We start from the raw sequence: 24,587 nt of genomic DNA, 5'->3' as shown, positions 1-24,587 counted from the left end.
GGAGGGTAGCGGAAATTTATTTTCCTTGGCGCACGCCAGAATTGTGAGTTTTGGTTGTCATTGCGAAATTACTACAAAAAATAGCTGACTGAAGGGCTAGTACCCTTGCTAGAATTGCTAGTACGCATGGTTATATACTAAATGCAATCCGCATAACAGTTCCATCCGACTTGGCGAGCGAGCGCTATGATTGAAACTGCACGGTTAGTGCAGCTGCTGGAGGCAAAGGACGCCGCGGAATGGCGCCGGGGCCTGTTCGAGCTTGCCGCCTCGTTCGGCTACCAGCAAGCCTTGTTTGGCGTGGTTCATTCACGCCACGCCCAGTTCGAGCATGCTTTCTTGCAGAGTAATTATTCACAGAAGTGGCGCGAACGCTACGATGCCGAACGGCTGGCCTACGTCGACCCCACTGTCGGCCACTGCCTGACCAGCATGTTGCCGTTCATCTGGCAGCCGGAGACTTTTGACACGAAAGAGGAGCGCGCCCTGTACGAAGAGGCCAGCAGCCACGGCATCCGTTCCGGCGTGACGCTGCCGATCCATGGTCCTGGGGGCGAGGTCGGCATGCTCAGCCTGGCCAGCGACGCCGCGCCGGGCAAGGCGTTCGCGCGCGAAGCGGCGCGCAGCCTGGCCGAACTGACACTGATCCGCGACTACGCGTTCGCATCCTCGGTCCAGTTCGCCAACCAGGGCAGCGGCGAAGCGGTGCCGCGCCTGACCCGGCGCGAGCTGGAAGTGCTCAACTGGGTCATGGCGGGCAAATCGTCATGGGAAATCTCGATGATCACCCGCTGTTCGGAAGCGACAGTCAATTTTCACCTGGCCAACGTGCGCCAGAAATTCAATGTCAACACCCGCCAGCAGGCGGTCGTGAAAGCAATCTCGCTGGGCCTGCTCAACCCTGAAGATCGCCATCGTTGAGCTTGCCGTTGACGTAGAGCTTCAACAGGATCGCCACCGGCGCCGGAATGGCCAGCCCGGTTTCGAAGCGGCTGCCGCTCGACTGGGTGACGCCAAAACGGCCCCAGAATTTCTCCTGGCTCTCACGCTTACTGATGCGGAACTGGCGCAGATCGGCATGCGGCGCGCGCATGACCGGCATTTGCATCGGCATGGCATGGGGCGCGCCCTGGCGGGCAAGCATGGATTCGCTGATGAAGTCGTTTGGCATGGCCGATCTCCTTGGTTGTTCGGGGTGAAAAACCTAGTATTCCACCGTGTCACTTGCTAGCCACCTAGCAAACTTGCTAGTACCAAATGTGCCCAAATTGCATGACGCTCCATGCCTGTCGCATAGGTTTTTTCGTCAATTAAAAACAGGGAGAACGACATGGCACTGCAAATTAATATCGCAGCACGGCGCGAATTCCCCTCTCATGACTTGTGGGAGATGCACACGCTTCGCGCAAAAGTGTTCCAGGGCCGGCTCGGCTGGGAAGTGCCGGTGATGTCGGGGATGGAAATCGACGGTTACGATGCGCTCGATCCTCATTACATGATGATGCGCGAGCCGGGCGCTGGGATCTTGCGCGGTTGCTGGCGCCTGCTGCCGACCGAAGGCCCGTACATGTTGAAGGACTCGTTTCCGCAACTGCTGCACGGCCAACCCGCGCCCTGCGACGAACATATCTGGGAGTTGTCGCGTTTTGCCATCGAAACCGGCGGCAGCGACCATTTCGGCTTTTCCGAGATCACGATGGAATCGTTCGCGGCGATCCTGCGCTATGGCCACGAGCGCGCCATCGAACGCTATGTGACGGTCACCACCACCGCAATGGAGCGCCTGCTGCGCCGCGGCGGCATCGTCACCGAGCGCCTCGGGCCGCCGGTGGTGATCGGGGTCGAGACGGCGGTTGCCTTGTATGTGGATATCGAGGCGACGTGCGAGGTATTGTTCAACAAGCGGTTGGCGAGTTGAGGGGACCGTCGACAGATGCGTAATGTAGGGTGGGCTCCCGAGCCCTCGCGTTCGTGCTCCGGTATACCCGAACGTTGATTTTCACCGTAAAGGATGGAAACCTCGATCGGGTATGCATGAGCCGCATCCGCGTGGGCACGAGTGCCCACCCTACGGTGCGCTACCGTCAATGGTCCTTTCGACGTAGCCACTCAGCTCCAGCCGCATCATTTGCTCCATCCGATCCGAACCCGGACGCTGCGGCTCGGGTTCGCCGACGGCGCAAAAGCCGGCGCGCTCGTACAGCCTGCGCGCGGCGTCGTTGCCGCACACGACGCCGAGCTGCATAGTGCGCGCACCGCGGCCGCGCGCCCAGGCCAGCGCCGCGTCGAGCAGGGCGCCGGCCGCACCAAGTCCGCGCGCTTCCGGCGCCACCCACACCTGAAACAGGTTCACGCGCAGTGGGTCGCCCGCATCGACCTTGGCCCAGGCGAGGCCCGCCGCCGTGGCGGCGACGTGCGCCACCAGCGGCAGGTCGCGCCCCGACGTGGCGCCCAGGTTCAGGCGCCAGGCCCAGTCGGCGTCGCTGCGCGTCGCTTCCTCGGCCAGCGTGCTGCCGAAGGCGGCCGGGGCGTCGGCCAGCGCGCGCAGGCGCAAGGCGCGGTAGAGCGGCCACTCGTGCGCCGCCAGCACGCGCACCTGCATAGCGCCTTCCAATCGGCCAGGGGCCGTCATGCCAGCTGCCTGCGCAAGAACGAATAGGTCAGCGCCCACATGCGCGCCTGCTGCGTGTTGTTGGCTGCGCCGGCGTGACCACCCTCGGTGTTTTCCCAGTACAGTACCTCGTGGCCCTGCGCTTCCATCCGCGCCGCCATCTTGCGCGCGTGGCCCGGGTGCACGCGGTCGTCGCGGGTCGAGGTCGTGAACAGCACGGCCGGATAGTGCTTGTCCTTGAACACGTTGTGGTAGGGCGAGTACTTGCCGATGAATTCCCACTGCGCCGGGTCGTCCGGGTCGCCGTATTCTCCCATCCACGAGGCGCCGGCCAGCAGCTTGTGGTAGCGCCGCATGTCCAGGAGCGGCACCTGGCACACCACCGCGTTGAACAGGTCGGGCCGCTGGGTCAGGGCGGCGCCGACCAGCAGGCCGCCATTGCTGCCGCCCATGATGCCGAGGTGGCGCGGGCTGGTGACGTCGCGCCGGATCAGGTCCTTGGCCACGGCCAGGAAATCGTCGAAGGCCTTCTGGCGTCGCTCCTTGAGGGCCGCCTGGTGCCAGCGCGGGCCGAATTCGCCGCCGCCGCGGATGTTCGCCAGCACATACACGCCGCCGCCCTCCAGCCAGCCGGCGCCGATCATGCCGCTGTAGGCGGGCTTCAGCGACACCTCGAAGCCGCCGTAACCATAGAGCAGGGTCGGATTGGCGCCGTCGAACTTCGTATCGCGGCGCATGACGACGAAATACGGTACGAGCGTGCCATCCTTCGACTTCGCCTCGAACTGGGACACGGTGTACGGTTTCGGGTCGAACCAGGCCGGCATGGCCTTCAGGCGCTCGCGCTGGTCGCTACCGATGCTGCCCAGGTACAGCGTGGTCGGGGTCAGGAAATCGGTCACGGTGAGGAAGTAGTCGTCCGAGTCGAGCTCGTCGAGCGCGGACACGCCCAGGGTGCCGATGCCGGGCGTGGCCACCTCGCGTTTGACCCAGGCGCCGTGTTCGCGGCGCAGTTCGACCAGGCGGTTCTTGACCTTGTCGAGTACGGTCAGCAGCAGGGCGGAGCGGGTGGCCGCCACGCCGTCGAGGGAACTGGTGGCGGTCGGCGTGAACAGGGCGTCGAAATCGCGTTCGCCCTGCAGGAAGCGTTCGAAATCGATGGCCAGCAGGCTGCCCTGCGGCCAGGTGCGCGCGCCGACCGTCCAATCCGAGCGCAATTCGACCAGCAACTGATCGCGCACCGCATAGGCATTGGCATCCTCGGGCTTGTCGATCTTGCGCAGCTGGCCGCCTTCGCGCAGGAACAGTTCGCTGCTGTAGAAGCCGATCTGGCGCGTGACGAATTCGCGTTCGTAACCGGGCGTCAAGTCCTTGCGCGCCGACGCCGACAGGTCCTCGACATCCGCTTCGAACACCAGCCGCGCATCCTGCAGGGGCGTGCCGCGCTTCCACTCCTTGACGATGCGCGGATAGCCGGAGGCGGTCATGCTGCCGGGGCCGAAGTCGGTGGCGACGAACAGCGTGTCGTGGTCGATCCAGGCGGCGCTGCTCTTCGCCTCGGGCAGGGCGAAGCCGCCGGCCACGAAAGCGCGCGCTGCGAGGTCGAATTCGCGCACCACGTCGGCGTCGCCGCCGCCGCGCGAGAGCGAAACCAGGCAGCGCGTGCCGTGCGGCTCCAGGTAGCGCACGCCGGCCCAGACCCAGTTCTCGCCTTCGCTGCGCGCCAGCGCATCGAGGTCGATCACGGTGTCCCAGCGCGGCGCATCCTTGCGGTATTCGTCGAGCGTGGTGCGGCGCCAGATGCCGCGCTCGTGCGCCGCGTCGCGCCAGAAGTTGTACAGGTAGGCGCCATGGCGGCCGACATAGGGGATGCGCTCCTTCGCGTCGAGGATGCCCTGCAGGCGCGCGCGCAGCGCATCGTGCGCGGCGCCGCCCAGGGCTTCTTCCGCTACCGCGTTGTGGGCGCGCACCCAGTCCAGCGGCCGCTCGCCGCCGACGTCTTCCAGCCAAGCGTATGGATCACCCGTTGGATCAACCGATGGATCGGGCGCCGCCGCGCCGGGACTACCTTGTGCTGCCGTTTTCTGCATCTGCGATCCTCGCTGCCGGGCGCCCGCTGGCGCCCCGATGGCGTATATTATCAACAATCTTTCCTCACCCAAGGCGCGCAAGCAGCGATGGCCCTCTCGATCACCCGCAGCATAGGCGCGGCCGCCGGCGCGCGCGGCACCACGCGCGTCGTGCTGTGGGGAGCGGGCCTGTGGCTGGCGCTGCTGGTGGGCGCGCTGCTGCACATGGCCGCGTCGCGCGCGGTCGAGGAAGAAGCGCGGCGCCGCTTCGAGAACCGGGCGCGCGCCACCCAGGAACGGCTGGCCGTCACCATCAAGTCGTACATCGACGTCACGCGCGCGCTGGTGGCGCTGTTCGCGGCCGGCGACAGCCCGGTCACGCGGCTGCAGTTCCACCGTTACGTGAAGGCGCTCGACCTGCGCCGCAACTACCCGGCGGTCGATGCCGTGAGCTACACCGAGTTCGTGCGCGATGGCGAACGCGCAGCCTTCGAGGCGCGGGTGCGCCTGGACACCAGCCTCGATCCGAAGGGCTATCCCGGCTTTGCCATCACGCCGCCCGGACGCCGTCCCACGTACACCGTGCTGACCTATATCGAGCCCCCAAACATGATGACCGGGAAGCTCGGTGTCGATATCGCCGCCAACCGGGTGCCGGCCGCCGCCATGGCGCAGGCGCGCGACCGTGGCGGCATCAGCGCCTCCGGCCACCCGGTGCTGGTGCAGGGGCCGACGCCGCACCTTGCCCTCAATATGCGCGCCCCGGTCTACCGCGGCGGCGCGGCGCCGGCCACGGTGGCCGCGCGCCGCGCCGCCTATGTCGGCGGAGTCGGCGTGTCGTTCTCGGTGCCGGCGCTGGTGGGAGGTGCGCTTGGCAGCCATGCCGGCGACCCGATGGCGCTGGCGCTGTTTGCCGCCGGCCCCGTCAAGGCGAACGCGCCTCTGGCGCTGGAAATACATTCGAACGACCGCCTGCTGTACGGCGACGGCGCCGTGCGCACGCGCGTCTTCGACGAGGCTACCGACTTCCGCGCGGTGCTGCCGGTCGACTTCAGCGGCAGCGTGTGGAAAGCCCATTTCAGCGCCCCCAAGAGCGCGATGTACCAGCCCTTCGACAGGCGCCTGCCGCTGGTTGCGCTGGCGGTCGGTTTTGCGGCCACGCTGCTGGTCTACAGCCTGTTCCTGTCGCTGTACTGGTCGCGCCGCGGCGCCATCGAGCAGCGTACCCTGCTCGACACGGTGCTCGACAACCTCGACGCCTTTGTGTACATGAAGGACCGCGACCGCCGCTTCCGCTATGTGAACGCGAAGACGGCGCAGGCGCTGGGGCACCGGGTCGAGCAGATCGTCGGCCGCTTCGACCGCGACGTGATGCCGGCCGATCTGGCCGATGCCGCCTGGGAGCGCGCACGCACGGCCTTCGACGGCACCCGCCACGCCAGCCAGGTCGAGGTCGTGCTGGCCGACGGCGCGCCGCGCCAGCTCTGGGAAGTCAAGGTGCCGCTGCGCGTCGACGGCGCCGTCGCCAGCGTGCTGTGCGTGGCCACCGACGTCACCGAACTGCACCAGCTCAAAGCCGCGGCCGACGCCGCCAACCAGGCGAAAAGCGATTTCCTGTCGAACATGAGCCACGAGATCCGCACGCCGATGAACAGCATCATCGGCATGACCCACCTGGCGCTGAAGGCGGCGCAAGGATCGCCGCACGAACCGAAGCTGCGCGATTACCTGAACAAGATCTACCACTCGGGCCAGCACCTGCTGGGGATCATCAACCACATCCTCGACTTTTCGAAAATCGAAGCCGGGCGTCTCGAGCTGGAACTGCTCGACTTCAGGCTGGAGTCGTTGATGCACAACATCGAGACCCAGCTCGGCGAAGCGGCGCGCGCCAGGCGCCTGCGCCTCGCGTTCGACATCGCACCGGACCTGGCGCGGCCGCTGCGCGGCGACCCGCTGCGCCTGGAACAGGTGCTGCTCAATTTCGTCGGCAACGCCATCAAGTTTTCCGAGCGCGGCAAGGTGGCGGTGCGTGCGCGCACGCTGCATGTATCCGGCGGCGAAACCCTGGTGCGTTTCGACGTCGAAGACCACGGCATCGGCATCGACCCGGACGCGCTGGCGCAGCTGTTTACGCCCTTCCACCAGGCCGATCCTTCGACCACGCGGCGCTATGGCGGCACCGGGCTGGGGCTGGTGATCAGCAAGCAGCTGGCCGAACTGATGGGCGGCGAGGTCGGCGTCGAGAGCGAACCGGGACGCGGCAGCATCTTCTGGTTTACGGCGCGCCTGGGGCAGGGCGGGGCACAGGAAGCGCCGCCGCTGCGGCAGGCGCCGGCGCCTGCCGCAGCGGCGATCGCCCAGCGCCTCGACGGCGCCACCATCCTGCTGGTCGAGGATAACCTCTTCAGCCAGCAGGTCGGGCGCGAACTGCTGGAGAATGCGGGCGCGTCGGTCGTCGTCGCCGGCAACGGCAGCGAGGCGCTCGACGCCTTGCGCGGCGGGCGTTTCGACTGCGTGCTGATGGACGTGCAAATGCCGGTCATGGATGGTTTCGAGGCCACGCGCCGCATCCGCGCCGACCCGCTGCTGCGCGACACGGTGGTGATCGCGATGACGGCCAATGCCGGGGTCGAAGACCAGGCGCGCTGCATGGCGGCCGGCATGAACGAATTCCTGACCAAGCCGGTGGTGCCCGAGCAACTGGCGGCGGCGATCGCGCGGGTCATCGGTCGCGGCGGCGGCGCGGCGCACGATGCGCAGGACGGCGCAAGCGAAGCGCAGCCGGACAGCGGCGCTGCAATCGTGCACGACGCGCCCCTGCTCGACACCGCGGTCCTCGCCGCCACCTTCGGCGACGACCCCGTGAAAATGCGCAAGTTCGCCTTCATGTTCCTCGACAGCGCGCGCGAAGGCCTGGCCGAGATCGACGTCGCCCTGGCATCGGCCAACCTTGCGCGTGCCGCCGCCGTCGCCCACCGCCTGAAATCCTCGGCCCGAGCGGTGGGCGCGCTCGGCTTCGCCGACCTGTGCGCGGAACTCGAGCGCCTGCACAAGGACGGCGCCGAACAAGCCATGCAGGCTCAGGCAAAAGCCCTGGGTCCACGTCTGCACAGCATCTTTGCACGGCTCGAACGGCAGGTCGCAGCGGAACTTGGCGCGCGCGCCACGGACGGGCGCTGAGGCAGCCTGCGCCTCTCCCGCGGCTTTCGTTGCGCCCGCAAAGAGAGTATCCTGTTGCGCCTGAGCTCTCCAATCGACCACCTCCGATGTCCTCCACGATCACCCCCGGCCTCCTGATTTTGCACGGCAACCAGATGGAAATGCTGCGCGAAGCCGTCTTCGACTGGCTGCGCCGGCATCCGCTCGGGGTGCTCGAACAGGAAACGATCCTGGTGCAATCCAACGGCTTTGCCGAATGGCTGAAAATCGCGCTGGCCGAGGAGCTCGGGGTCTGCGCCGCCACGCGCGTGGCGCTGCCGGCGCGCTTCCTGTGGGAAGCCTACCGCGCCATGCTCGGGCGCGAACGGGTGCCGAGCCGCTCGCCGTTCGACCGCGACCCGCTGACCTGGCGCCTGATGCGCCTGTTGCCGACGCTGCTCAAGGAGCCGGTGTTCGCGCCGCTGACGTATTTTCTCGGCGATGGCTGTCCGGAGCGGCGCCTGCAGCTGGCCGAGCGCCTGTCCGACCTGTTCGACCAGTATCAGGTCTACCGCGCCGACTGGCTGACCGATTGGGAGATCGGGCGCGACCAGCTGCGCCGGCCGAACGGCGACCCGCTGCCGCTGGCGCCCGACCAGCTGTGGCAGGCGCGCCTGTGGCGCGCGGTGCACGAAAGCGTGCCGCCGATGCAGCGCGGCAGCGGCCGCGCGGCGATCCACGAAGTGTTCGTCACCAAAATCTTGTCCGGCGATCCGCCCGCCGGGCGCCTGCCGCGGCGCGTGGTGCTGTTCGGGATGTCGGCCCTGCCGTACCAGACCCTGCAGGCGATCGCCGCGCTGTCGCGCCATACCCAGGTGCTGCTGGCGGTGCCGAACCCCTGCCAGTTCTATTGGGGCGACATCATCGAGGGCCGCGAATTGTTGAAGGCCGCGCACAAGCGCCAGCCGGCGCGCGGCGGTGTCGACCTGGCCACGCTGCCGATCGAGGAACTGCACGCGCACAGCCATCCGCTGCTGGCGAGCTGGGGCCGCCAGGGGCGCGACTTCGTGCGCATGCTCGACGAATTCGACAACGAAGAAGGCCGTCCCGAACTTGAAGCCATCACCAAACTGCGGCTCGATTTGTTCTCCGAGGGCGACGGCGACACGCTGCTGCAGCAGGTGCAGGCCGCCGTGCGCGACATGCGCCCACTCGACGAACACCCGCACGCACCGCCCGCGCCCGATGATCGCTCGATCGAATTCCACGTCACCCACAGCACCCAGCGCGAGGTCGAGGCCCTGCACGACCAGCTGCTGTCGTGGTTCGAGCAAGATCCGAGCCTGCGTCCGCGCGACATCGTCGTCATGGTGCCGGACATCGACACCTTCTCGCCCGCGATCCACGCCGTGTTCGACCAGCACAAGCGCAGCGACCCGCGCCACATCCCGTTCGAGATCGGCGACACGCGCGACCGCAGCGTCAACCCGCTGCTGGTGGCGCTCGAATGGCTGCTGCGGCTGCCGCAGCAGCGTTGCCGCCAGAGCGAAATCCGCGACCTGCTCGACGTGCCGGCGGTGGCCGCGCGCTTCGGCGTGCACGAGGACGACCTGCACACGCTGGGCGCCTGGATCGATGGCGCCGGCGTGCGCTGGGGCCTGGACAAGGAACACCGCGCCGGCCTCGGCCTGGGCGCGGCCGGCGAGCAGAATGCCTGGATCTTCGGCGTACGGCGCATGCTGCTCGGCTACGCCAGCGGCGCCGGCGCGCGCTTCGGCGACATCGAGCCGTACGGGGAAGTCGGCGGGTTGGACGCCGCGCTGGCCGGCTCGCTGGCCCAGTTCGTCGAAGCCCTGCTCGAGTGGCGCGCCCGCCTGGCGCAACTGCGCACGCCGGCCGAATGGGTGGTGCAGGCACGCGCACTGCTGCTGTGCTTCTTCGACGGGCGCGAGGAGGGCGACCGCCTGACGCTGGCCCAGCTGGGCGAAGCGCTCAATTGCTGGCTCGAGATGACCGACTCGGGCGGCTTCGACGAACCGGTGCCGCTCGCGGTGCTGCGCGAAGCCTGGCTCGGCCAGATCGACCAGCCGACCCTGAACCATCAATTCGTCTCGGGCGGCGTCACCTTCTGCACCCTGATGCCGATGCGCGCGGTGCCGTTTCGCGCCGTCTGCCTGCTTGGCATGAACGATGGCGACTTCCCGCGCCGCACGCCGCAGAACGATTTCGACCTGCTGGCAATGCCCGGCATGAGCCGCCCCGGCGACCGCTCGCGCCGCGACGACGACCGCTACCTGATGCTCGAAGCGCTGCTGGCCGCGCGCGACAAGCTGTACGTCAGCTGGGTCGGGCGCAACGTGCGCGACAACAGCGAGCAGCCGGCCTCGGTGCTGGTGGCGCAGCTGCGCGACTACCTGCACGCCGGCTGGGACATCGACCTGGCCACGCTCACGACCGAACACGCGCTGCAGCCGTTCAGCCGCCGCTATTTCGAAGAAGGCGGTCTGCTGACCTATGCGCGCGAATGGCGCACGGCCCACGGCCAGGACGGCGCCGAAGCCGCGGATGGTGCCGACACGCTGCCGCGCTACGAACTCGAACCCGACTTTCGCCTGAAGCTGTCCGAACTGGCCAGTTTCGTGCGCCAGCCGGCGCGCTACTTCTTCCGCCGCCGCCTGGCCGTGGTGTTCAACGCCGCCGAGGTCATCGGCGAGGACGAGGAACCGTTTTCGCTCGATGCGCTGGAGCGCTACTTCCTGGAAGACAGCCTGCTCGACGACCTGGGCCAGGCCGAGGAATTGAATGAAGTGCGCCAGCGGTTGGAAGCGCGCGCCGAGCGGCTGGCGCGCGAAGGCGCGCTTCCGATTGGCCTGGTCGGGCGCCAGTGGCAGCAGCAGCTGGTCGATGGCCTGGTGCCGGTGCGCAGCAGCTGGCTGGCCCTGGGCGCGCGCTTCCCCGAAGCCGCGCCCAAGCTGGCGATCAGCCTGACCTTTGACGGCCTGGTGCTGGAAGACTGGATCGATCGCCTGCGCAGCGACGGCACGCAAACGGCCTGGCTGATGCAGACCTCGTCCAAGGTGCTCGACAAGAAGGGCGCGCCGCGCGGCGACAAGCTGATTGTGCCGTGGCTGCGCCAGCTGGCCGCGAGCGCCGCCGGGGCCAGCTTCACCGGCTACCTGGTGGCGCGCGACGCGCTGGTGACGATGGCGCCGATCGAACGCGAAGAGGCCCTGGCCGTGCTGGGCAATATCGTCTGGCTGTGGCAGCGCAATCTCGACGCGCCCTTGCCGGTCGCCTGCAAGACCGCGCTGGCGGAGTTGGCGAAGGGCGATGCCCGCGCCACCTACGACGGTAAGCATGACAGCAAGGGCGAGGTGGAGGGCGAGCCTTGCCTGGCGCGCCTGTGGCCGGACTTTTCGCAGCTGGTCGGCGCCGGCGGCTGGCCCGACCTGGCGCAGGATTTGTATGGCAGCCTGGTCGACTGGATGACGGGGCAGATCAAGGTCGAGCAGCATGCTGAAGCAGTGTCGGGAGAAGCACAATGAGCCGCCTGCTCGACGCCCTGACCTTCCCCCTGCACGGCTCGCGCCTGATCGAGGCCAGCGCCGGCACCGGCAAGACCTGGACCATCGCCGCCCTTTACCTGCGCCTGGTGCTCGGCCATGGCGGCGCCGACGCCTTCGCCCGGCCGCTGCTGCCGGCGCAGATCCTGGTGATGACCTTCACCCGCGCCGCCACGCGCGAATTGTCCAACCGGGTGCGCGAGCGCCTGGTCGGCGCCGCCGCCTATTTCCGTGGCGAGGCGAAAGAGTCCGATCCCTACCTGGAAACCCTGGCCGCCGGCTATGCGACAGACAGCGAACGCCAGGTCGCCGCCCACCGCCTGGTGCTGGCCGCCGAGACGATGGACGAAGCGGCCATCTTCACGATCGACGCCTGGTGCCAGCGCATGCTGCGCGAGCACGCCTTCGATTCGGGCAGCCTGTTCGACGAGGAACTCGTCAGCGACGAGCGCGCCCTGTTCGAGGACGCGGCCCACGACTACTGGCGCCAGCACGTCTACCCGATGGACAGCGATTGCCTCACCGCGCTGCTGGCCTGCTGGCGCGATGTCGGCGCCATGAAGGCGGACGTGCGCGACCTCGTCGGGCGCACCGCCACGCTCGGCATGCCGGACCCGGAACCGCTGGCCAGCCTGGTCGAACGGGTGCAGCGCAGCCTGGCGCTGGAACTCGCGCGCGTGAAGTCGGGTTGGGCCGGCCGCATCGACGAGATGGAGCGCTGGATCGCCGCGCAGCGCGACATCAATCCGAAAGCCTTCAACGGCACCAAGCTGCGCCAGGACTGGACCACCAACTGGTTCGCCGCGCTGCGCACCTGGGCCGGCGACGCCACCCTGGTCGCGCCGGCGCTGACCGACGCGGCCTGGAGCCGCCTGACCCCGCACGGGATCGAGGGCGCCTTCGGCAAAGGGTTCCAGGCGGTCGTGCCGGAATGTTTCAGCTATACGGAGAGCCTGCGCGAAGCGCTGGCGGCGATCGAACCGCTGCGCCACGCGCTGCTGCGCCACGCCGCCGGCCACATCGCACGGCGGATGACAGAGCTTAAAACGCGCAACCGCCAGTTCGGCTTCGCCGACATGCTGGTGCGCCTGAAAGAGGCGCTCGAGGGCGCCAATGGCGAGGCGCTGCGCCAGCGCATCGTGACCCAGTTCCCGGTCGCGCTGATCGACGAATTCCAGGATACCTCGCCCGACCAGTATCGCATCTTCGACCTGCTGTACCGGGTCGAGGCCAACGATCCGGAGCAGGGCCTGCTACTGATCGGCGACCCCAAGCAGTCGATTTACGGTTTCCGCGGCGCCGACATCCACAGCTACCTGGCCGCGCGCAGCGCCACCGAAGGACGCCACTACCAGCTCGGCACCAACTACCGCTCCACCGCAGCGCTGGTGGAGGCGGTGAACCAGCTGTTCCGCTATGCCGAGGGCCATGGCGAGCATCCGGGCCACGCCGCCGGCGCCTTTCGCTTTCGCCGCGGCCCGGTCAATCCGCTGCCGTTCGAGGCGGTGCGCGCCGCCGGCCGCGGGGCGCACCTGGTCGGCGTCGAGGGACCCTACCAGGCGCTGGCGCTGTGCACCACCGCCCAGGAAGACATGAAGGCCGACGAGTACCGCGCCTTCTTCGCCGGCCACTGCGCCGAGCACATCGTCAGCCTGCTCAACGATCCGCAAGTCGGTTTCGCCGAACCCGATCCGGAGGCGCTGGGCGGGCGCTTCGTGCGCCTGCAGCCGGCCGACGTCGCCGTGCTGGTGCGCGACCGCAAGGAGGCGGCAGCCGTGCGCCAGGCGCTGGCGCGGCGCAAGGTCGCCAGCGTCTACCTGTCCGACAAGGATTCCGTCGTCGAAAGCGAAGAGGCGGCGGACGTGCTGCGCTGGCTGTATGCGGTCGCCAGTCCGCTCGACGGCACCCTGGCGCGCGCCGCGCTGGCCACGCGCACGGCCGGCCTGCCGCTCGCCGACCTGGCCAGGCTCTCGGGCGACGAAACGGTGTGGGAAGAGCGGGTCGAGCAATTGAAAGCCCTGCATGCAACCTGGCAGCGCCAGGGCGTGCTGGCCATGCTGCGGCGCTTCATCCACGAACTCGGCCTGCCGGCGCGCCTGTTGCGCGAGGCGGGCGGCGAGCGGCGGCTGACGAACCTGCTGCACCTGGCCGAACTACTGCAGGAAGCGAGCACCCAGCTCGACGGCGAGCAGGCGCTGATCCGCTGGTTCGCCGAACAGATCGAAGGCCAGGGCGAGGGCGGCGACGAACGTGTGCTGCGCCTGGAAAGCGACGCCAAGCTGGTCAAGGTAATCACGGTGCACAAGTCGAAGGGACTGGAGTACCCGCTGGTCTACCTGCCGTTCGCCGCCAGCGTGCGCAAGACCGACCGCCGCCGGCGCAGCTTCTTCGAGTACATGGGCGAGGATGGCGGCCGGCGCATCGACCTGGCGCTGACCGAAGAAGCGATGGAAGCGGTCGACCGCGCACGCCTGGAAGAGGATTTGCGCCTGCTGTACGTGGCGCTCACCCGCGCGCGTTACTTCCTGTGGCTGGGCGTGGCGGCCGTGTCCAGCCGCAAGAAGGACGAAAACAGCCTGCACGAGTCGGCCCTCGGCTACCTGATGAGCGGCGGCGTGCCGCTGCCCACCAGCATGGTGGAAGAACACCTGGGGCGCCTGCGCGGCGATTGCGCCGGCATCCACCTGTACACGCTGGACCCGCTGGACGGCTGCACAATGCTCGACCGCGTCGAAGACCGGCCGGCGCTGGTGGAAGCCGCGCCCTTCGAAGCCGACTTCGAACGCAACTGGGCGGTCGGTTCCTTCACCTCGATCACGCGCCACACGACCGCGCCACCGATGCGCGCGGCCGAAGAAACGCTGCTCGAAGACGAGGAACCGGCGCCGGCCCTGCGCACCGAAGACGCTCCCTGGCATCGTTTTCCGCGCGGCTCGGTGCCGGGCAACTTCCTGCACGAGCAGCTCGAATGGATCGGACAGGAAGGCTTCGACGCCATCGACGATCCGCACTTCGATGCGCGCCTGGCGCAGCGCATCGAACGCGCGGGCTGGGGCCACCGGCTCGAGGATGCCACCGCCTGGCTGCGCACGGTGGTCGCCACGCGGCTGCCGCCGATCGGCGCCAGCCTCGCCGAGATCACGGAGACGCTGCCCGAGATGGAGTTCTGGTTCCCGAGCGAGGGCCTGGACCTGGCCGCACTGGACCGCCTGTGCCGCCGGCGCCTGCTGGGCAAGACCGTGCGGCCACTGCTGCCCGAACGCGAATTGCACGGCATGCTCAAGGGCTTTGCCGACCTGGTGTTCGAACACGACGGCAAATACTGGGTGCTCGACTACAAGTCGAACGCGCTCGGCCCGAACGACGCCGCCTACACGAAGCGCGCGATGGAAGAGGGGATGGCCGGGCACCGCTACGACATCCAGGGTGCGATCTACATGCTGGCCCTGCACCGGCTCCTGCGCAGCCGCCTGGGCCAGGATTACGACCCGGCGCAGCAGCTGGGCGGCGCCGTGTTCCTGTTCCTGCGCGGGATCGCCAACACCACGACGCACGGCTGCTGCCTGCTCGAACCGGACGTCGAACTGCTCGACGGCCTCGACCGACTGCTGGGAGGCTGACGCATGAAGCATGACGCACACACTGGCGTCGCCTTGTGGGACGAAGCGGCGCGCCTGACGGAGGCCGGCGAACTGCGGCGCCTCTCGAGCGCCTTTGCCCGTTTCGTCGATTCGCTCGGACCGGTGGCGCCGCCGGTGCTGCTGGCGGCGCTGGTGCTGTCCGAACTCGAGGGCCGCGGCCACAGCTGCCTGCAGGTGGCCGACCTGGCGCATGATCCGGCCGGCATGCTCGGCTGGACCAAGGAAGCATGGCAGGCGCTGGCCGGCACGGTGGCGCCGCTACCGAAGAACGCCAAAGCCTGGGCCGCCCAGCTGGCCGCCTGCGAGCAGGTCTGGCAAGTGGGCGAATTCGATTTCGGCGCGCCCCTGGTGTTCGACGGCGAGCGCCTGTATTTGCGCCGCTACTGGCGCGACGAGACGCTGGTGGCAAACAGCATCCGTGCACGCGCCGCCGCCACGCGTCCGGTCGAAGCAGACCATGTAGTGGGCCAGATACGCACCTGGCTCGACCTGCTGTTCGCGTCGCAGCGCGCGGCGGCCAAGCCGGACTGGCAAAAGCTGGCCTGCGCGGTGGCCATGCGCGGCTCGGTCGCGATCATCACCGGCGGTCCCGGCACCGGCAAGACTTACACGGTGGCGCGCCTGCTGGCGCTGCTGTTCGCGGTCGCGCCGGACGCGGCCCAGCAGCGCATCGCCCTGGCCGCGCCGACCGGCAAGGCCGCCGCGCGCCTGAAGCAGTCGATCGACAAGGCGCTGACCGACCTGGCCGAACGCGTCGGCGAAGCGTTGCCGCTACGCGAACTCACCAGCCGCATGGGTGCTGCCCGGACTTTGCACAGCCTGCTGGGCGCGCGCCCCGACACCCGTTCATTCGCCCACCACGCCGGCAATCCGCTCGACGTCGACGTGCTGATCGTCGACGAAGCCTCGATGGTGCACCTGGAGATGATGGCTTGCCTGCTGGACGCGCTGCCCGCGGGCGCCACCCTGATCCTGCTGGGCGACAAGGATCAACTGGCGTCGGTCGAAGCCGGCGCGGTGCTGGGCGACCTCTGCCACGACGCCCAGGCCGGCGGCTACAGCCGCGCAACCGCCGACTACGTCTTCGACGCCAGCGGCGAGGAACTGCCGCCCGAATTCCTGGGCACGGCCGGGCCGCTGGCCCAGCAGACCGTGATGCTGCGCCACAGCCGCCGTTTCGGCGGCCCGATCGGGCAACTGGCGCTGGCCGTCAATGCCGGCGACGCGCCGGCTGCGGAAGCCGTACTGCGTGGAGAAGGCGAGGGCGCGCTAAGCTGGATCGAAGGCGCGCACCAGCACCAGGTCGTGAGCCTGGCGCTGGCGGGCTACCAGCCCTACCTGGAATTGCTGCGCGCCGGCCCGGATTCAGATCACGAAGACTGGGTACGCGCGGTGCTGCAGCGCTTCGAAGCCTTCCGCATCCTGTGCGCGGTGCGCGAAGGGGAGTGGGGCGTGTCCGGCCTGAACACGGCGATCGAGGCGAGCCTGCAGACCGCCGGCCTGCTGCGCCGCGCCGGCGAATGGTATGCCGGGCGCCCGGTGATGGTGACCCGCAACGACTACGGCACCCGCGTCTTCAACGGCGACATCGGCCTGACCCTGGCCGACCCGGCGCGCCCCGGTTCGCTGCGCGTCTACTTCCTCGAAGGCGACGAGGTGCGCAGCGTGCTGGCGACGCGTCTGCGCAGCGTCGAGACGGCGTTTGCGATGACGGTGCACAAGTCGCAGGGCTCCGAGTTCAGCCACACGGTGCTGGTGCTGCCAGAAGACCGCCACGGCATCCTGACGCGCGAGCTGGTCTACACCGGCATCACCCGCGCCAGCGCGCAATTCACGCTGGTGACGCCGCATGGGTCGGTGCTGGCCGAGGCGGTGGCGAGAAGGACGCACCGGGCGAGTGGCTTGCGCAATCTGATCGAGCGCTGAAGCAGAATGCATGGGCGGCGCGCGCCGCGGTCCACCGCATTCGATCTCGCCTGTGGCGGTGAGGTAACGTAGGGTGGACTCCTGAGTCCATGCGGTGCGGCGTAGGCATAGTCGAAACGCTACGGCGGAAGCTGCAGGCTGCTCAAACGTAACGCGTGGACTCGGGAGTCCACCCTACAACAGCGATACGCTGCAGCGGGTCTCAGCCCGCCAATCCCTTGCGCACGAGCTCGTCGACCAGCGCGTTCATGTCGACCCCACGCTCCTTGGCCAGCGCCTGCAGTTGCGCCACCAGGTCGCCATTCAGTTTGACCGCAAATGGCACCAGTCCCAGCGCGCGGTCGCGTTCGCGCTGTTCGCGCTTGTCCACCGGCGTGGTAGCCGGAGCGCCGAAGCTGGCGTTGCGCGCGCCCATCTGGTTCATGATTTTCTTGGCGTCGCTCTTGGCAAGGTCGGTTTTTTTCATTGGAAGCTCTCGTGATGGTCGAGCCGCATTCTACCTGTAATGCACAACCGGCAGCGCGGCCCGGCGATAACGGCCATAAGCAAATCGCATAAGCCAGATATCGAACACACTTATAGTGGTAATGCGAAACCGAAATTGGATTTATATCTTCGCGGGCACTACACTGACTCCATCGTATAAATACCAGCAAAAACAGGAGCCATCATGGATGCCATTTTGAATTCGCTTCACCGCTTCGACACCCCGATCACCTCCGCACGCGTGAAGAGCTTCCTGCGCCGCGCTTTCGAGCTGGCAGGCGCACCGTACGCGGACGGTCACTCAGCGCCGCTGTAATCGACGCTAAGGGAGCACGCATTAAAAAACCGCCAGCAGGCGGTTTTTTTTCGTCGCTACGGACCCGCAGGCCCGCAAGTTCAAACGATCAATTGCGGCGCTTGCGCACCACCACGACCTTCTTCTTGGTCGCCACCACCTTGGCCTTGCTGCGCACGCCGGCTTTCACCTTGACGACACGGCCGCTGGCTGCCTTGATGCGTGGGCCGCCGCTGCTGGCGCTGATGCGCGGTGCGCGGCTGCCCGCCTTCATGACTTTCGAGGAGCGCGCGACCTTGGCGATGCGCGCGACCGGCGCTTCTTCGCCGGCGATGTAGCGGCGCACGTTGAGGGCGTCGAGGATGCGTGCCGACGAGGCGCCGGCGTTGAGCAGCACCATGGTCGCGTTCTTGCCGCCGGCCTTGATGCTCATGATCAGGCAGCGGCCCGCTTCTTGAATGTAGCCGGTTTTCGACAGGCCGATGTCCCAGCCCTTGGCGCCGACCAGGCGATTGGTGTTGTGGAACTCGACTTCGCGGCTGTTGATACTCACCAGGTTCTTGGCATCGGTGGTGCGGTCGGTGATTTCCTTGTAATGGGAAGCAGCCTGCGCCATCTTGACCAGGTCGGCCGCGGTCGAGCGGTTGTTCGGCGACAGGCCGGTCGGCTCTTCGATCGCGGTATTGGTCATGCCGAGGGTGGCGATCTTGCGGCGCACGGCCGCCTTGAATGCCGGCAAGCCGCCCGGGTAGGTACGGCCCAGCGCGGCGGCGGCGCGGTTATCCGAGGACATCAGCGCCAGTTGCAGCACGTCGCCGCGCGGGATACTGGCGCCGACCGGCACGCGCGAGGTGCTGTGTTTCAGGGTGTCGACGTCGCTGCGGTCGATCTCGATCAGCTCGTTCATGTCCTGCTTGGCGTCAAGGATGACCATCGCGGTCATCAGCTTGGTCAGCGAAGCGATCGGCACGACCGCACCGGCGTTCTTTTCCAGCAATACCTTGCCGGTGTCGTCTTCGACCACCAGCACCGATTGCGATCCGAACGGCACCGCGAATGCGGCAGCAGACGAGATCGACAACAGGGCGGCGGCGAGCAGTTTTTTGATCATGGGTGTCGGGATAGGTGTCGGGTTAAAGGCCAGCGCAGGAGGGGCGCGGCGTTATCTTGCTATAGGGCACATCAGAAGAGTGGACGATAGCATTGACATTTCCTTGTGTCTATGGCGCACGGACGAAAACCGACCTCAACTGTGATTTTTCGTGACAAAAAAGGCCCTGCGGTGTCGCAGAGCCTTTCTAGACAAGCAATTGCGTCGTTTATTTGCGAAATTACGCGAAGTTCACGTGCTCGCTCCGACGCTTACTTCGACTGGTAGATCTTGTCGAATTCGCCGCCATCGTCGAAGTGGACTTTCTGGGCATTGCGCCAGCCGCCGAACAACTCGTCGACCGAGAACAGGCTGATCGGCTTGTAGTTGCCTGCAAACTTTTTCATCACTGCTTCGTTACGCACGCGCATGAAGTGCTTGGCACCGATTTCCTGGCCGGCCGGCGAGTACAGGAAGTTCAGGTAAGCCGTTGCCTGCTTGCGCACGCCGCGGCGGTCGACCACCTTGTCGACCACGGCCACCGGCGACTCGGCCAGGATCGATACGCTCGGGTAGACCACCTCGAAATTGTCGCCGAACTCGGTGCGCACCATGCTCACTTCGTTCTCGAAGGTCACCAGGGCGTCGCCGATCTGGCGCTGGGTGAAGGTGGTGGTCGCGGCGCGTCCGCCCGCGTCCAGGATCGGCACGTTCTTGAAGATGCGACCGACCAGCGCGCGCGCCTGCGCTTCGGTGCCGCCCTTTTGCTTCAGTACCGAGCCCCAGGCCGCCAGGTAGGTATAGCGGCCGTTGCCGGCGGTCTTCGGATTCGGGATGATGACTTGCACGCCCGGCTTGGCCAGGTCTTCCCAATTCTTGATGCCCTTCGGATTGCCCTTGCGAACCAGGAACACCATGGTCGAGTAGTAGGGTGCCGCATTGTTCGGGAACTTTTTAGCCCAGTCCTTGGCCACCAGTCCACGGTCGGACAGCATGTCGATATCGTTGGCCTGGTTCATGGTCACGACCGATGCTTCCAGGCCATCGGCCACGGCGCGCGCCTGCTTGCTCGAGCCGCCGTGCGATTGCTTGATCGTCACGGTTTCGCCGGTGCTCTGTTTCCAGCTTGCGATAAAGGCCGGGTTGACGTCCTTGTACAGTTCGCGCGCGACGTCGTAGGAGACGTTGAGCAGCTCGGGCGTGGCGGCGCTGGCCGACAGGGGCAGGGCGGCGCCCATGGCGAGCGCGAGGATCAATCGGCGCAGCGGTGCGAATGGGGTGCTTGGCATATTTTTCTCGCTTTTTAAATACAATGGGAACAGCGTTCATGTTCCATTTATTCACGGGAAAACGAAAGAATACTTTTGTCATATGCTTAGAAGATATTTGAACGCGCCGGTCTTCCACCGCGGCTTGCCTTGCCGTCGCGCAAGGTTGGCGCCGCCTCCGGCAAGCTCTGCGGCTTTCGGTGTATAGTCCGAAGATTCGCCGGCCATGCCAAAAGCATGAGGCCGGGCAAGAGCAACAGTCATTACGAATTACTGGGTCAGACGTTCATGGGTATCGACATTCGCAAAGCAGTACCGGCCGACGCCATTTCCGCTTGCCACTTGCTGCGCCGCTCGATCGAGGAGGTCTGCGCGCCCGACCACCGTGGGCGACCCGGAGTGCTCGATAGCTGGCTCTCCAACAAGACACCGGAAACCGTCGCCGCCTGGTTCGCATCGCCGGCGAATTACGCCATCGTCGCCGAGCGCGACGGGCAATTGCTGGGCCTGGCCCTGTTGACGCCCGCGGGCAAGATGGCCCTGTGTTACGTCGAGCCGGGCGCCTTGCGCAGCGGTATCGGGCGCGCCATGGTGGCCGCCGTCGAGGAGCAGGCGCGCGCCTGGAATATCCGCAAGCTGCACCTGCACAGCCCCGAAAGCTGCACCAGCTTCTACGAGCGCCAGGGTTATGTGAATGCCGGCCTCGAAAAATCTTGCTACGGGCTCGACTGCAGCCTGATGTGGAAGCAGCTCGATGCTACTGTGCAAGATGCGGAAGCGCGCAGCAAGCGTTTCTGCAAATGCAGCGATTAGATATAAAAAAAGCCGTAAAAAAGCAACAAGACACGTCTTTTGTGCGGGATCTCCTTAGGCTATAGTACCGGCTTCGCAAAGATGAGTACTTTATGGCTTCCCGCAGAGATTTTCTTCATCATGGCATGCGCCTGTCCGCCCTCGGCGCACTGGCGCCGACACTCATTCTCCCCGCCGGCGTGGCACAAGCCGCGCCGCAAGCTGCACCGGCCGACCTGACCCCGCCGCCCGACCTGTTCGATGCCCAGTTGCTCGACCTCGATTTCTGGGTCAAGCCGCGCACGCTGTCGGTGACGCGTCCGCAAAGCGGCGAGCGCGCCACGATCCTGTACTGGAAGGACGGCGAGATGATCGACTCGGCCTACGAACAGCTGTGCCACCTGCTGCGCGACGTCAACGGCCGCGCCACCGCGCCGATCGACCCCAAGCTGCTCGAAATGCTGTGGGGCACGCAAGCCTTCATCGCCCGCTACGGCATGACCCAGCCGCTCGAGATTTTGTCCGGCTACCGCACCCCGGCCTCGAACGCACGCCTGCAGGAGCAGGGCATCCCGGCCGCACGCAAGTCGCTGCATATGTCGGGCAAGGCGGCCGACATCCGCATTTCCAGCCTCAACGAAGAAGTGCTCGGCGGCCTGATCCGCAGCTTCCGCCAGGGCGGCGTCGGTTATTACTACCGGTCAGGTCCGAAAGGCGGCTGGATTCACGCCGATACCGGGCTGAACCGCACCTGGAAAGGCTGAGCGCGGCGCGCCTGGCAAGGTTGACAGGCTTGCGAGCGACATCATTGCGTGAGTTTTTGCTATCTTGAGAACTGCGGCGGCGATGTTCCTGTTCCCGTCCGCGCTTGCATTCTTGAGGAGGATTGTATGGCAACGATGAACGCACCCACGATGGACCGCCGCACCGGTCCCGAGCGCCGTACCAACGTGCGCGAAGGCCGCTCGGCGATGTCGGCACTCGACTACCTGGCGATGGCCTTGCTGATCATCGGCGGTCTGAACTGGGCCCTGGTCGGCCTGTTCGAGGTCGACATGGTCGCGACCATCTTCGGTCCCGGCAGCCCGGCGACGCGCCTGATCTACGTGCTGGTCGGCCTGGCCGCGCTGTATTCGATCTATACGACGGCAAAGATGGCGGGAGCGAAACGCCATCACTAAGAACGGCACTGAGGAAAGCGTCCACAAACCCGTGCGTATCGGCCTGATCTCCGACACGCACGGATTGCTGCGTCCGGAAGCGCTGGACTTCCTCGCCGGCTGCGACCATATCGTCCACGGCGGCGACATCGGCAACGCCGACATCCTGACGCGCCTGGCAGACATCGCGCCCTTGACCGTCGTGCGCGGCAACAACGACCGCGACGCCTGGACGCGCGCGATTCCCGTCACGGCCACGCTCGATGTAGGGAAGGTCGCGCTGTATGCGATCCACGACCTGAAGGAACTCGACATCGACCCGGCCGCGGCCGGCGTGCGCATCGTGGTGTCGGGGCACTCGCACCGGCCATCCAGTGTCGAACGGGGAGGTGTCCTCTACATCAACCCGGGCAGCGCCGGGCGCCGCCGTTTCAGCCTGCCGATCAGCGCGGCGGAACTGATCGTCGAGGGCGAGCGCGTCCGTCCGCGCATCGTGACGCTGGTCGATGGCTGACGCGCATCCCGAAATGCCGTAGGATGTCTCTCTTTGCCGTTGAATTGTTCGCCCTGATGACCGCACCCCTCGACACACCGCCTCGCTTCCGTCCCCGGCCCTGGATCCACCTCGAAACGCCGCAGGACGTCGAACTCTGGATCGCGGAGCACGACCAGGCCATGCAGGACCTGATCAAGCCGCAGGAGACCGGCTACGGCATCTGCTTCACGCTGGCCGAAGGCGGCAACATCTACATGCAGACGCACGAAGATGCGATCGTGCTCGACGTCGACGACGATGCCGCCTGGATCGCGCCCCTGATCGTGGCCGCCACCGGCGCCGAGATCCCGCGCGGCTCCTACTGGCTGCTGCCGGCCGACCGGCTGATCCAGCTCGTCATCGGTTTGTCCAGCCTGGTCGCCAGCACGACCCTGGTGGTAGGCCACCGGTTCGGGTCGCGCGGACGTGCACGGATCGGCTGACACGTGCTCCATAACGCTAAGGCCGCTCAGTGCAGCCGACGCGAACCGTCTCCCAGCGCTAAGCTTGCCGCAGTGCGTGAGTCGCATTAATCGTAGGGCGGACTCTTGAGTCCACGCGGTACCACGTCTATATATCGAAATGCGACGCGTAGCCTCGGAGCACATACGCGCAGAGATGTCCCACATGCTGGGGAGTGCAACGGCACGACCGCGTGGACTCAAGAGTCCACCCTACGTATGTGGTCGCCAGCACGACCCTGGTGGTCGGCCACCGCTTCGGTCGCGCGGACGCGCAAGAATCGACTGACCTGCTCGGCCAACCGGCTTAGAAGTGGTGCAGCACACCCATCGAGAACGTGCGCGTCTCGATGCCGGTCTGCGGCGCCGTCGAGCCGGCCTGGAAGGGCAGCGCCACGCTGTTGAGGATGATGGTCGAGGCGCCGAAGTTGCGCACCGAGCCGGCGCGCGCATACAGGGCGCTGCGGCGCGACAGGTTGTAGTCGGCGCCCAGCATCAGGCCCAGGGCCGACGATTCCACGGCGCGTCCGGCGGCATTGCGGGCGCCGTCGGTGTCGCGGTGCACGAGCGAGGCCAGCCACGACACGTTGCCCTGATTGAAGATAGCACCCAGCGTCTTGATTTCCGCTTCGCCGCCCTGCGCCAGTTGCGGCGTGGTGCGAGCGTACGAGGCCGACAGCACCAGCTTGCCGGTGTCGTAGATGGCGCCGAAGGCCGGGATGTCGGTGCGCACCGATTGCGCCGGTGCGCCGGCGCTGACAACGACCGGGCTGCTCCAGGTCTGGGTCAGGCTCGCCGCCAGGAACAGAGTGCCGTTGGTGAAGGACACCACGCCGCCGCGCGTGCCGGCTTTCGGCTCGCTGGTGCCGTACGGGTTGGTGGCATAGATCGCCTGCGCGCCGAAGCCCATCACGCGCGGGGTGGCATAGGTGAGCGATTTCGGTACGCGCACGGGAATGGTGCCGGTGCCCGGTCCGAGGTCGGTGTTCGCGCCGACGCCGCGCGGACCCTGCATGGCGCCGCCGCCGACCCAGGTGTAGACCGAGTTGGTCGGCACCAGCATGAACGGGTCGACGAACAGCGGCAGCATGGCGTTGATCTGGTTACCGAAGCGCAGCGTGCCGTAGGTGCTGGACTTCAAGCCGACCCAGGATTCGCGGTTGAACAGGGCGCTGGCCTGCTGGGCGCCGGTGTCGGCGTTGATGCCCGCTTCCAGCTTGGCTTCGGCCTTCAGGCCGCCGCCCAGGTCTTCGGACGCATAGAACCCCAGCTTCGAGGTAGACGCGCCGCCGCTTTGCTGCTGCCAGCGCCCGCGCCCCTTGTCGGTATGCGTGTACATCGCGCCCAGGTCGACCGTACCGTAGATGCGCACGGCATCGCCGCCGCCGCTGTACTCGGGCAGCTGGGACAGGCGCGACATCAGGAAGGACTGCGAGGAGGACTGCGTCTGGGCAGCGGCGGGGAAGGCGGTGGCGAACAGGGTGCAGAGCAGAGTGCAGCTTAAGACGGGGCGGAGCAGGCTGGTGCGTGACATTCGGTGATTTCAGTA

At 66.9% G+C, this 24,587-nt stretch carries 19 protein-coding genes; 12 read left to right on the top strand and 7 right to left on the bottom strand.

Going from position 1 to position 24,587, the window contains the following annotated elements:
• The first annotated feature begins 186 nt into the window (after positions 1–186).
• A complete protein-coding gene (locus AC56LG_RS18760; RefSeq protein WP_497167578.1) occupies positions 187–921 on the top strand; it encodes a helix-turn-helix transcriptional regulator in 735 nt (244 codons plus the stop codon).
• Here the strand turns inward: AC56LG_RS18760 and AC56LG_RS18755 are convergent.
• A complete protein-coding gene (locus AC56LG_RS18755; RefSeq protein ID WP_497167712.1) occupies positions 896–1,114 on the bottom strand; it encodes a helix-turn-helix domain-containing protein in 219 nt (72 codons plus the stop codon). The two genes, AC56LG_RS18760 and AC56LG_RS18755, sit on opposite strands and share 26 nt — an antisense overlap.
• Positions 1,115–1,330: 216 nt before the next feature.
• Here AC56LG_RS18755 and AC56LG_RS18750 point away from each other — a divergent pair, with 216 nt between their 5' ends.
• Positions 1,331–1,918, top strand: coding sequence for an acyl-homoserine-lactone synthase (locus AC56LG_RS18750; protein WP_497167577.1), 588 nt, complete (start codon positions 1,331–1,333; stop codon positions 1,916–1,918).
• Positions 1,919–2,068: 150 nt separating this feature from the next.
• Here AC56LG_RS18750 and AC56LG_RS18745 read toward each other — a convergent pair whose 3' ends face one another.
• A complete protein-coding gene (locus AC56LG_RS18745; RefSeq protein ID WP_497167576.1) occupies positions 2,069–2,632 on the bottom strand; it encodes a GNAT family N-acetyltransferase in 564 nt (187 codons plus the stop codon).
• Entirely contained in the window at positions 2,629–4,701 is a 2,073-nt protein-coding gene (locus tag AC56LG_RS18740) for a prolyl oligopeptidase family serine peptidase (RefSeq protein ID WP_497167575.1), read from the bottom strand. Before AC56LG_RS18740 ends, AC56LG_RS18745 begins: the two co-directional genes overlap by 4 nt.
• An 87-nt stretch (positions 4,702–4,788) precedes the next feature.
• On the opposite strand from AC56LG_RS18740, the gene AC56LG_RS18735 reads away from it, so the two are divergent.
• From AC56LG_RS18735 to recD, 4 genes are all read left to right on the top strand, one after another.
• Positions 4,789–7,863: a CHASE domain-containing protein gene (locus AC56LG_RS18735; protein WP_497167574.1), complete on the top strand. Its 3,075-nt coding sequence runs from the start codon at positions 4,789–4,791 to the stop codon at positions 7,861–7,863.
• Positions 7,864–7,949: 86 nt separating this feature from the next.
• Positions 7,950–11,366: an exodeoxyribonuclease V subunit gamma gene (gene recC, locus AC56LG_RS18730; RefSeq protein WP_497167573.1), complete on the top strand. Its 3,417-nt coding sequence runs from the start codon at positions 7,950–7,952 to the stop codon at positions 11,364–11,366.
• A complete protein-coding gene (gene recB, locus AC56LG_RS18725) occupies positions 11,363–15,004 on the top strand; it encodes an exodeoxyribonuclease V subunit beta (protein ID WP_497167572.1) in 3,642 nt (1,213 codons plus the stop codon). Before recC ends, recB begins: the two co-directional genes overlap by 4 nt.
• A gap of 3 nt (positions 15,005–15,007) precedes the next feature.
• The gene (gene recD, locus AC56LG_RS18720) at positions 15,008–16,951 is read left to right on the top strand and encodes an exodeoxyribonuclease V subunit alpha (protein ID WP_497167571.1); all 1,944 of its coding nucleotides are present in this window, start codon (positions 15,008–15,010) and stop codon (positions 16,949–16,951) included.
• A 202-nt stretch (positions 16,952–17,153) separates the two neighbouring features.
• Here the strand turns inward: recD and AC56LG_RS18715 are convergent, their stop codons facing one another.
• A complete protein-coding gene (locus tag AC56LG_RS18715) occupies positions 17,154–17,417 on the bottom strand; it encodes a hypothetical protein (RefSeq protein ID WP_497167570.1) in 264 nt (87 codons plus the stop codon).
• Between the two features lie 204 nt (positions 17,418–17,621).
• Here AC56LG_RS18715 and AC56LG_RS18710 point away from each other — a divergent pair, with 204 nt between their 5' ends.
• A complete protein-coding gene (locus AC56LG_RS18710) occupies positions 17,622–17,753 on the top strand; it encodes a hypothetical protein (RefSeq protein ID WP_497167569.1) in 132 nt (43 codons plus the stop codon).
• Positions 17,754–17,841: 88 nt separating this feature from the next.
• Here the strand turns inward: AC56LG_RS18710 and AC56LG_RS18705 are convergent, their stop codons facing one another.
• Positions 17,842–18,843 (bottom strand): serine hydrolase, encoded by a 1,002-nt coding sequence (locus tag AC56LG_RS18705; protein WP_497167568.1) that lies wholly within the window; start codon positions 18,841–18,843, stop codon positions 17,842–17,844.
• 251 nt (positions 18,844–19,094) lie between these two features.
• A complete protein-coding gene (locus AC56LG_RS18700) occupies positions 19,095–20,111 on the bottom strand; it encodes a sulfate ABC transporter substrate-binding protein (protein ID WP_497167567.1) in 1,017 nt (338 codons plus the stop codon).
• Between the two features lie 267 nt (positions 20,112–20,378).
• Here AC56LG_RS18700 and AC56LG_RS18695 point away from each other — a divergent pair, with 267 nt between their 5' ends.
• The 5 genes from AC56LG_RS18695 (at position 20,379) to AC56LG_RS18675 (ending at position 23,020) form a co-directional block, all read left to right on the top strand.
• Complete coding sequence (locus tag AC56LG_RS18695) at positions 20,379–20,903, top strand: GNAT family N-acetyltransferase (RefSeq protein ID WP_497167566.1); 525 nt, start codon at positions 20,379–20,381, stop codon at positions 20,901–20,903.
• Between the two features lie 92 nt (positions 20,904–20,995).
• Entirely contained in the window at positions 20,996–21,646 is a 651-nt protein-coding gene (locus AC56LG_RS18690; RefSeq protein ID WP_497167565.1) for a YcbK family protein, read from the top strand.
• 126 nt (positions 21,647–21,772) lie between these two features.
• Positions 21,773–22,063 carry a DUF378 domain-containing protein gene (locus AC56LG_RS18685; RefSeq protein WP_497167564.1) on the top strand — a complete coding sequence of 97 codons (291 nt, stop codon included), beginning with the start codon at positions 21,773–21,775 and terminating at the stop codon, positions 22,061–22,063.
• Between the two features lie 31 nt (positions 22,064–22,094).
• Complete coding sequence (locus AC56LG_RS18680) at positions 22,095–22,556, top strand: metallophosphoesterase family protein (protein WP_497167563.1); 462 nt, start codon at positions 22,095–22,097, stop codon at positions 22,554–22,556.
• A 56-nt stretch (positions 22,557–22,612) separates the two neighbouring features.
• On the top strand, positions 22,613–23,020 hold the full coding sequence (locus AC56LG_RS18675) for a hypothetical protein (RefSeq protein ID WP_497167562.1): 408 nt from the start codon (positions 22,613–22,615) through the stop codon (positions 23,018–23,020).
• A gap of 325 nt (positions 23,021–23,345) precedes the next feature.
• Here the strand turns inward: AC56LG_RS18675 and AC56LG_RS18670 are convergent, their stop codons facing one another.
• Entirely contained in the window at positions 23,346–24,572 is a 1,227-nt protein-coding gene (locus AC56LG_RS18670; RefSeq protein ID WP_497167561.1) for a porin, read from the bottom strand.
• Between the last annotated feature and the right edge of the window lie 15 nt (positions 24,573–24,587).

The sequence above is a fragment of the Telluria sp. ZB2R32 genome (assembly GCF_059685715.1).
The sequence above is the reverse complement of the archived record's forward strand: the minus strand, read 5'-3'. Positions and strand labels throughout refer to the sequence as shown.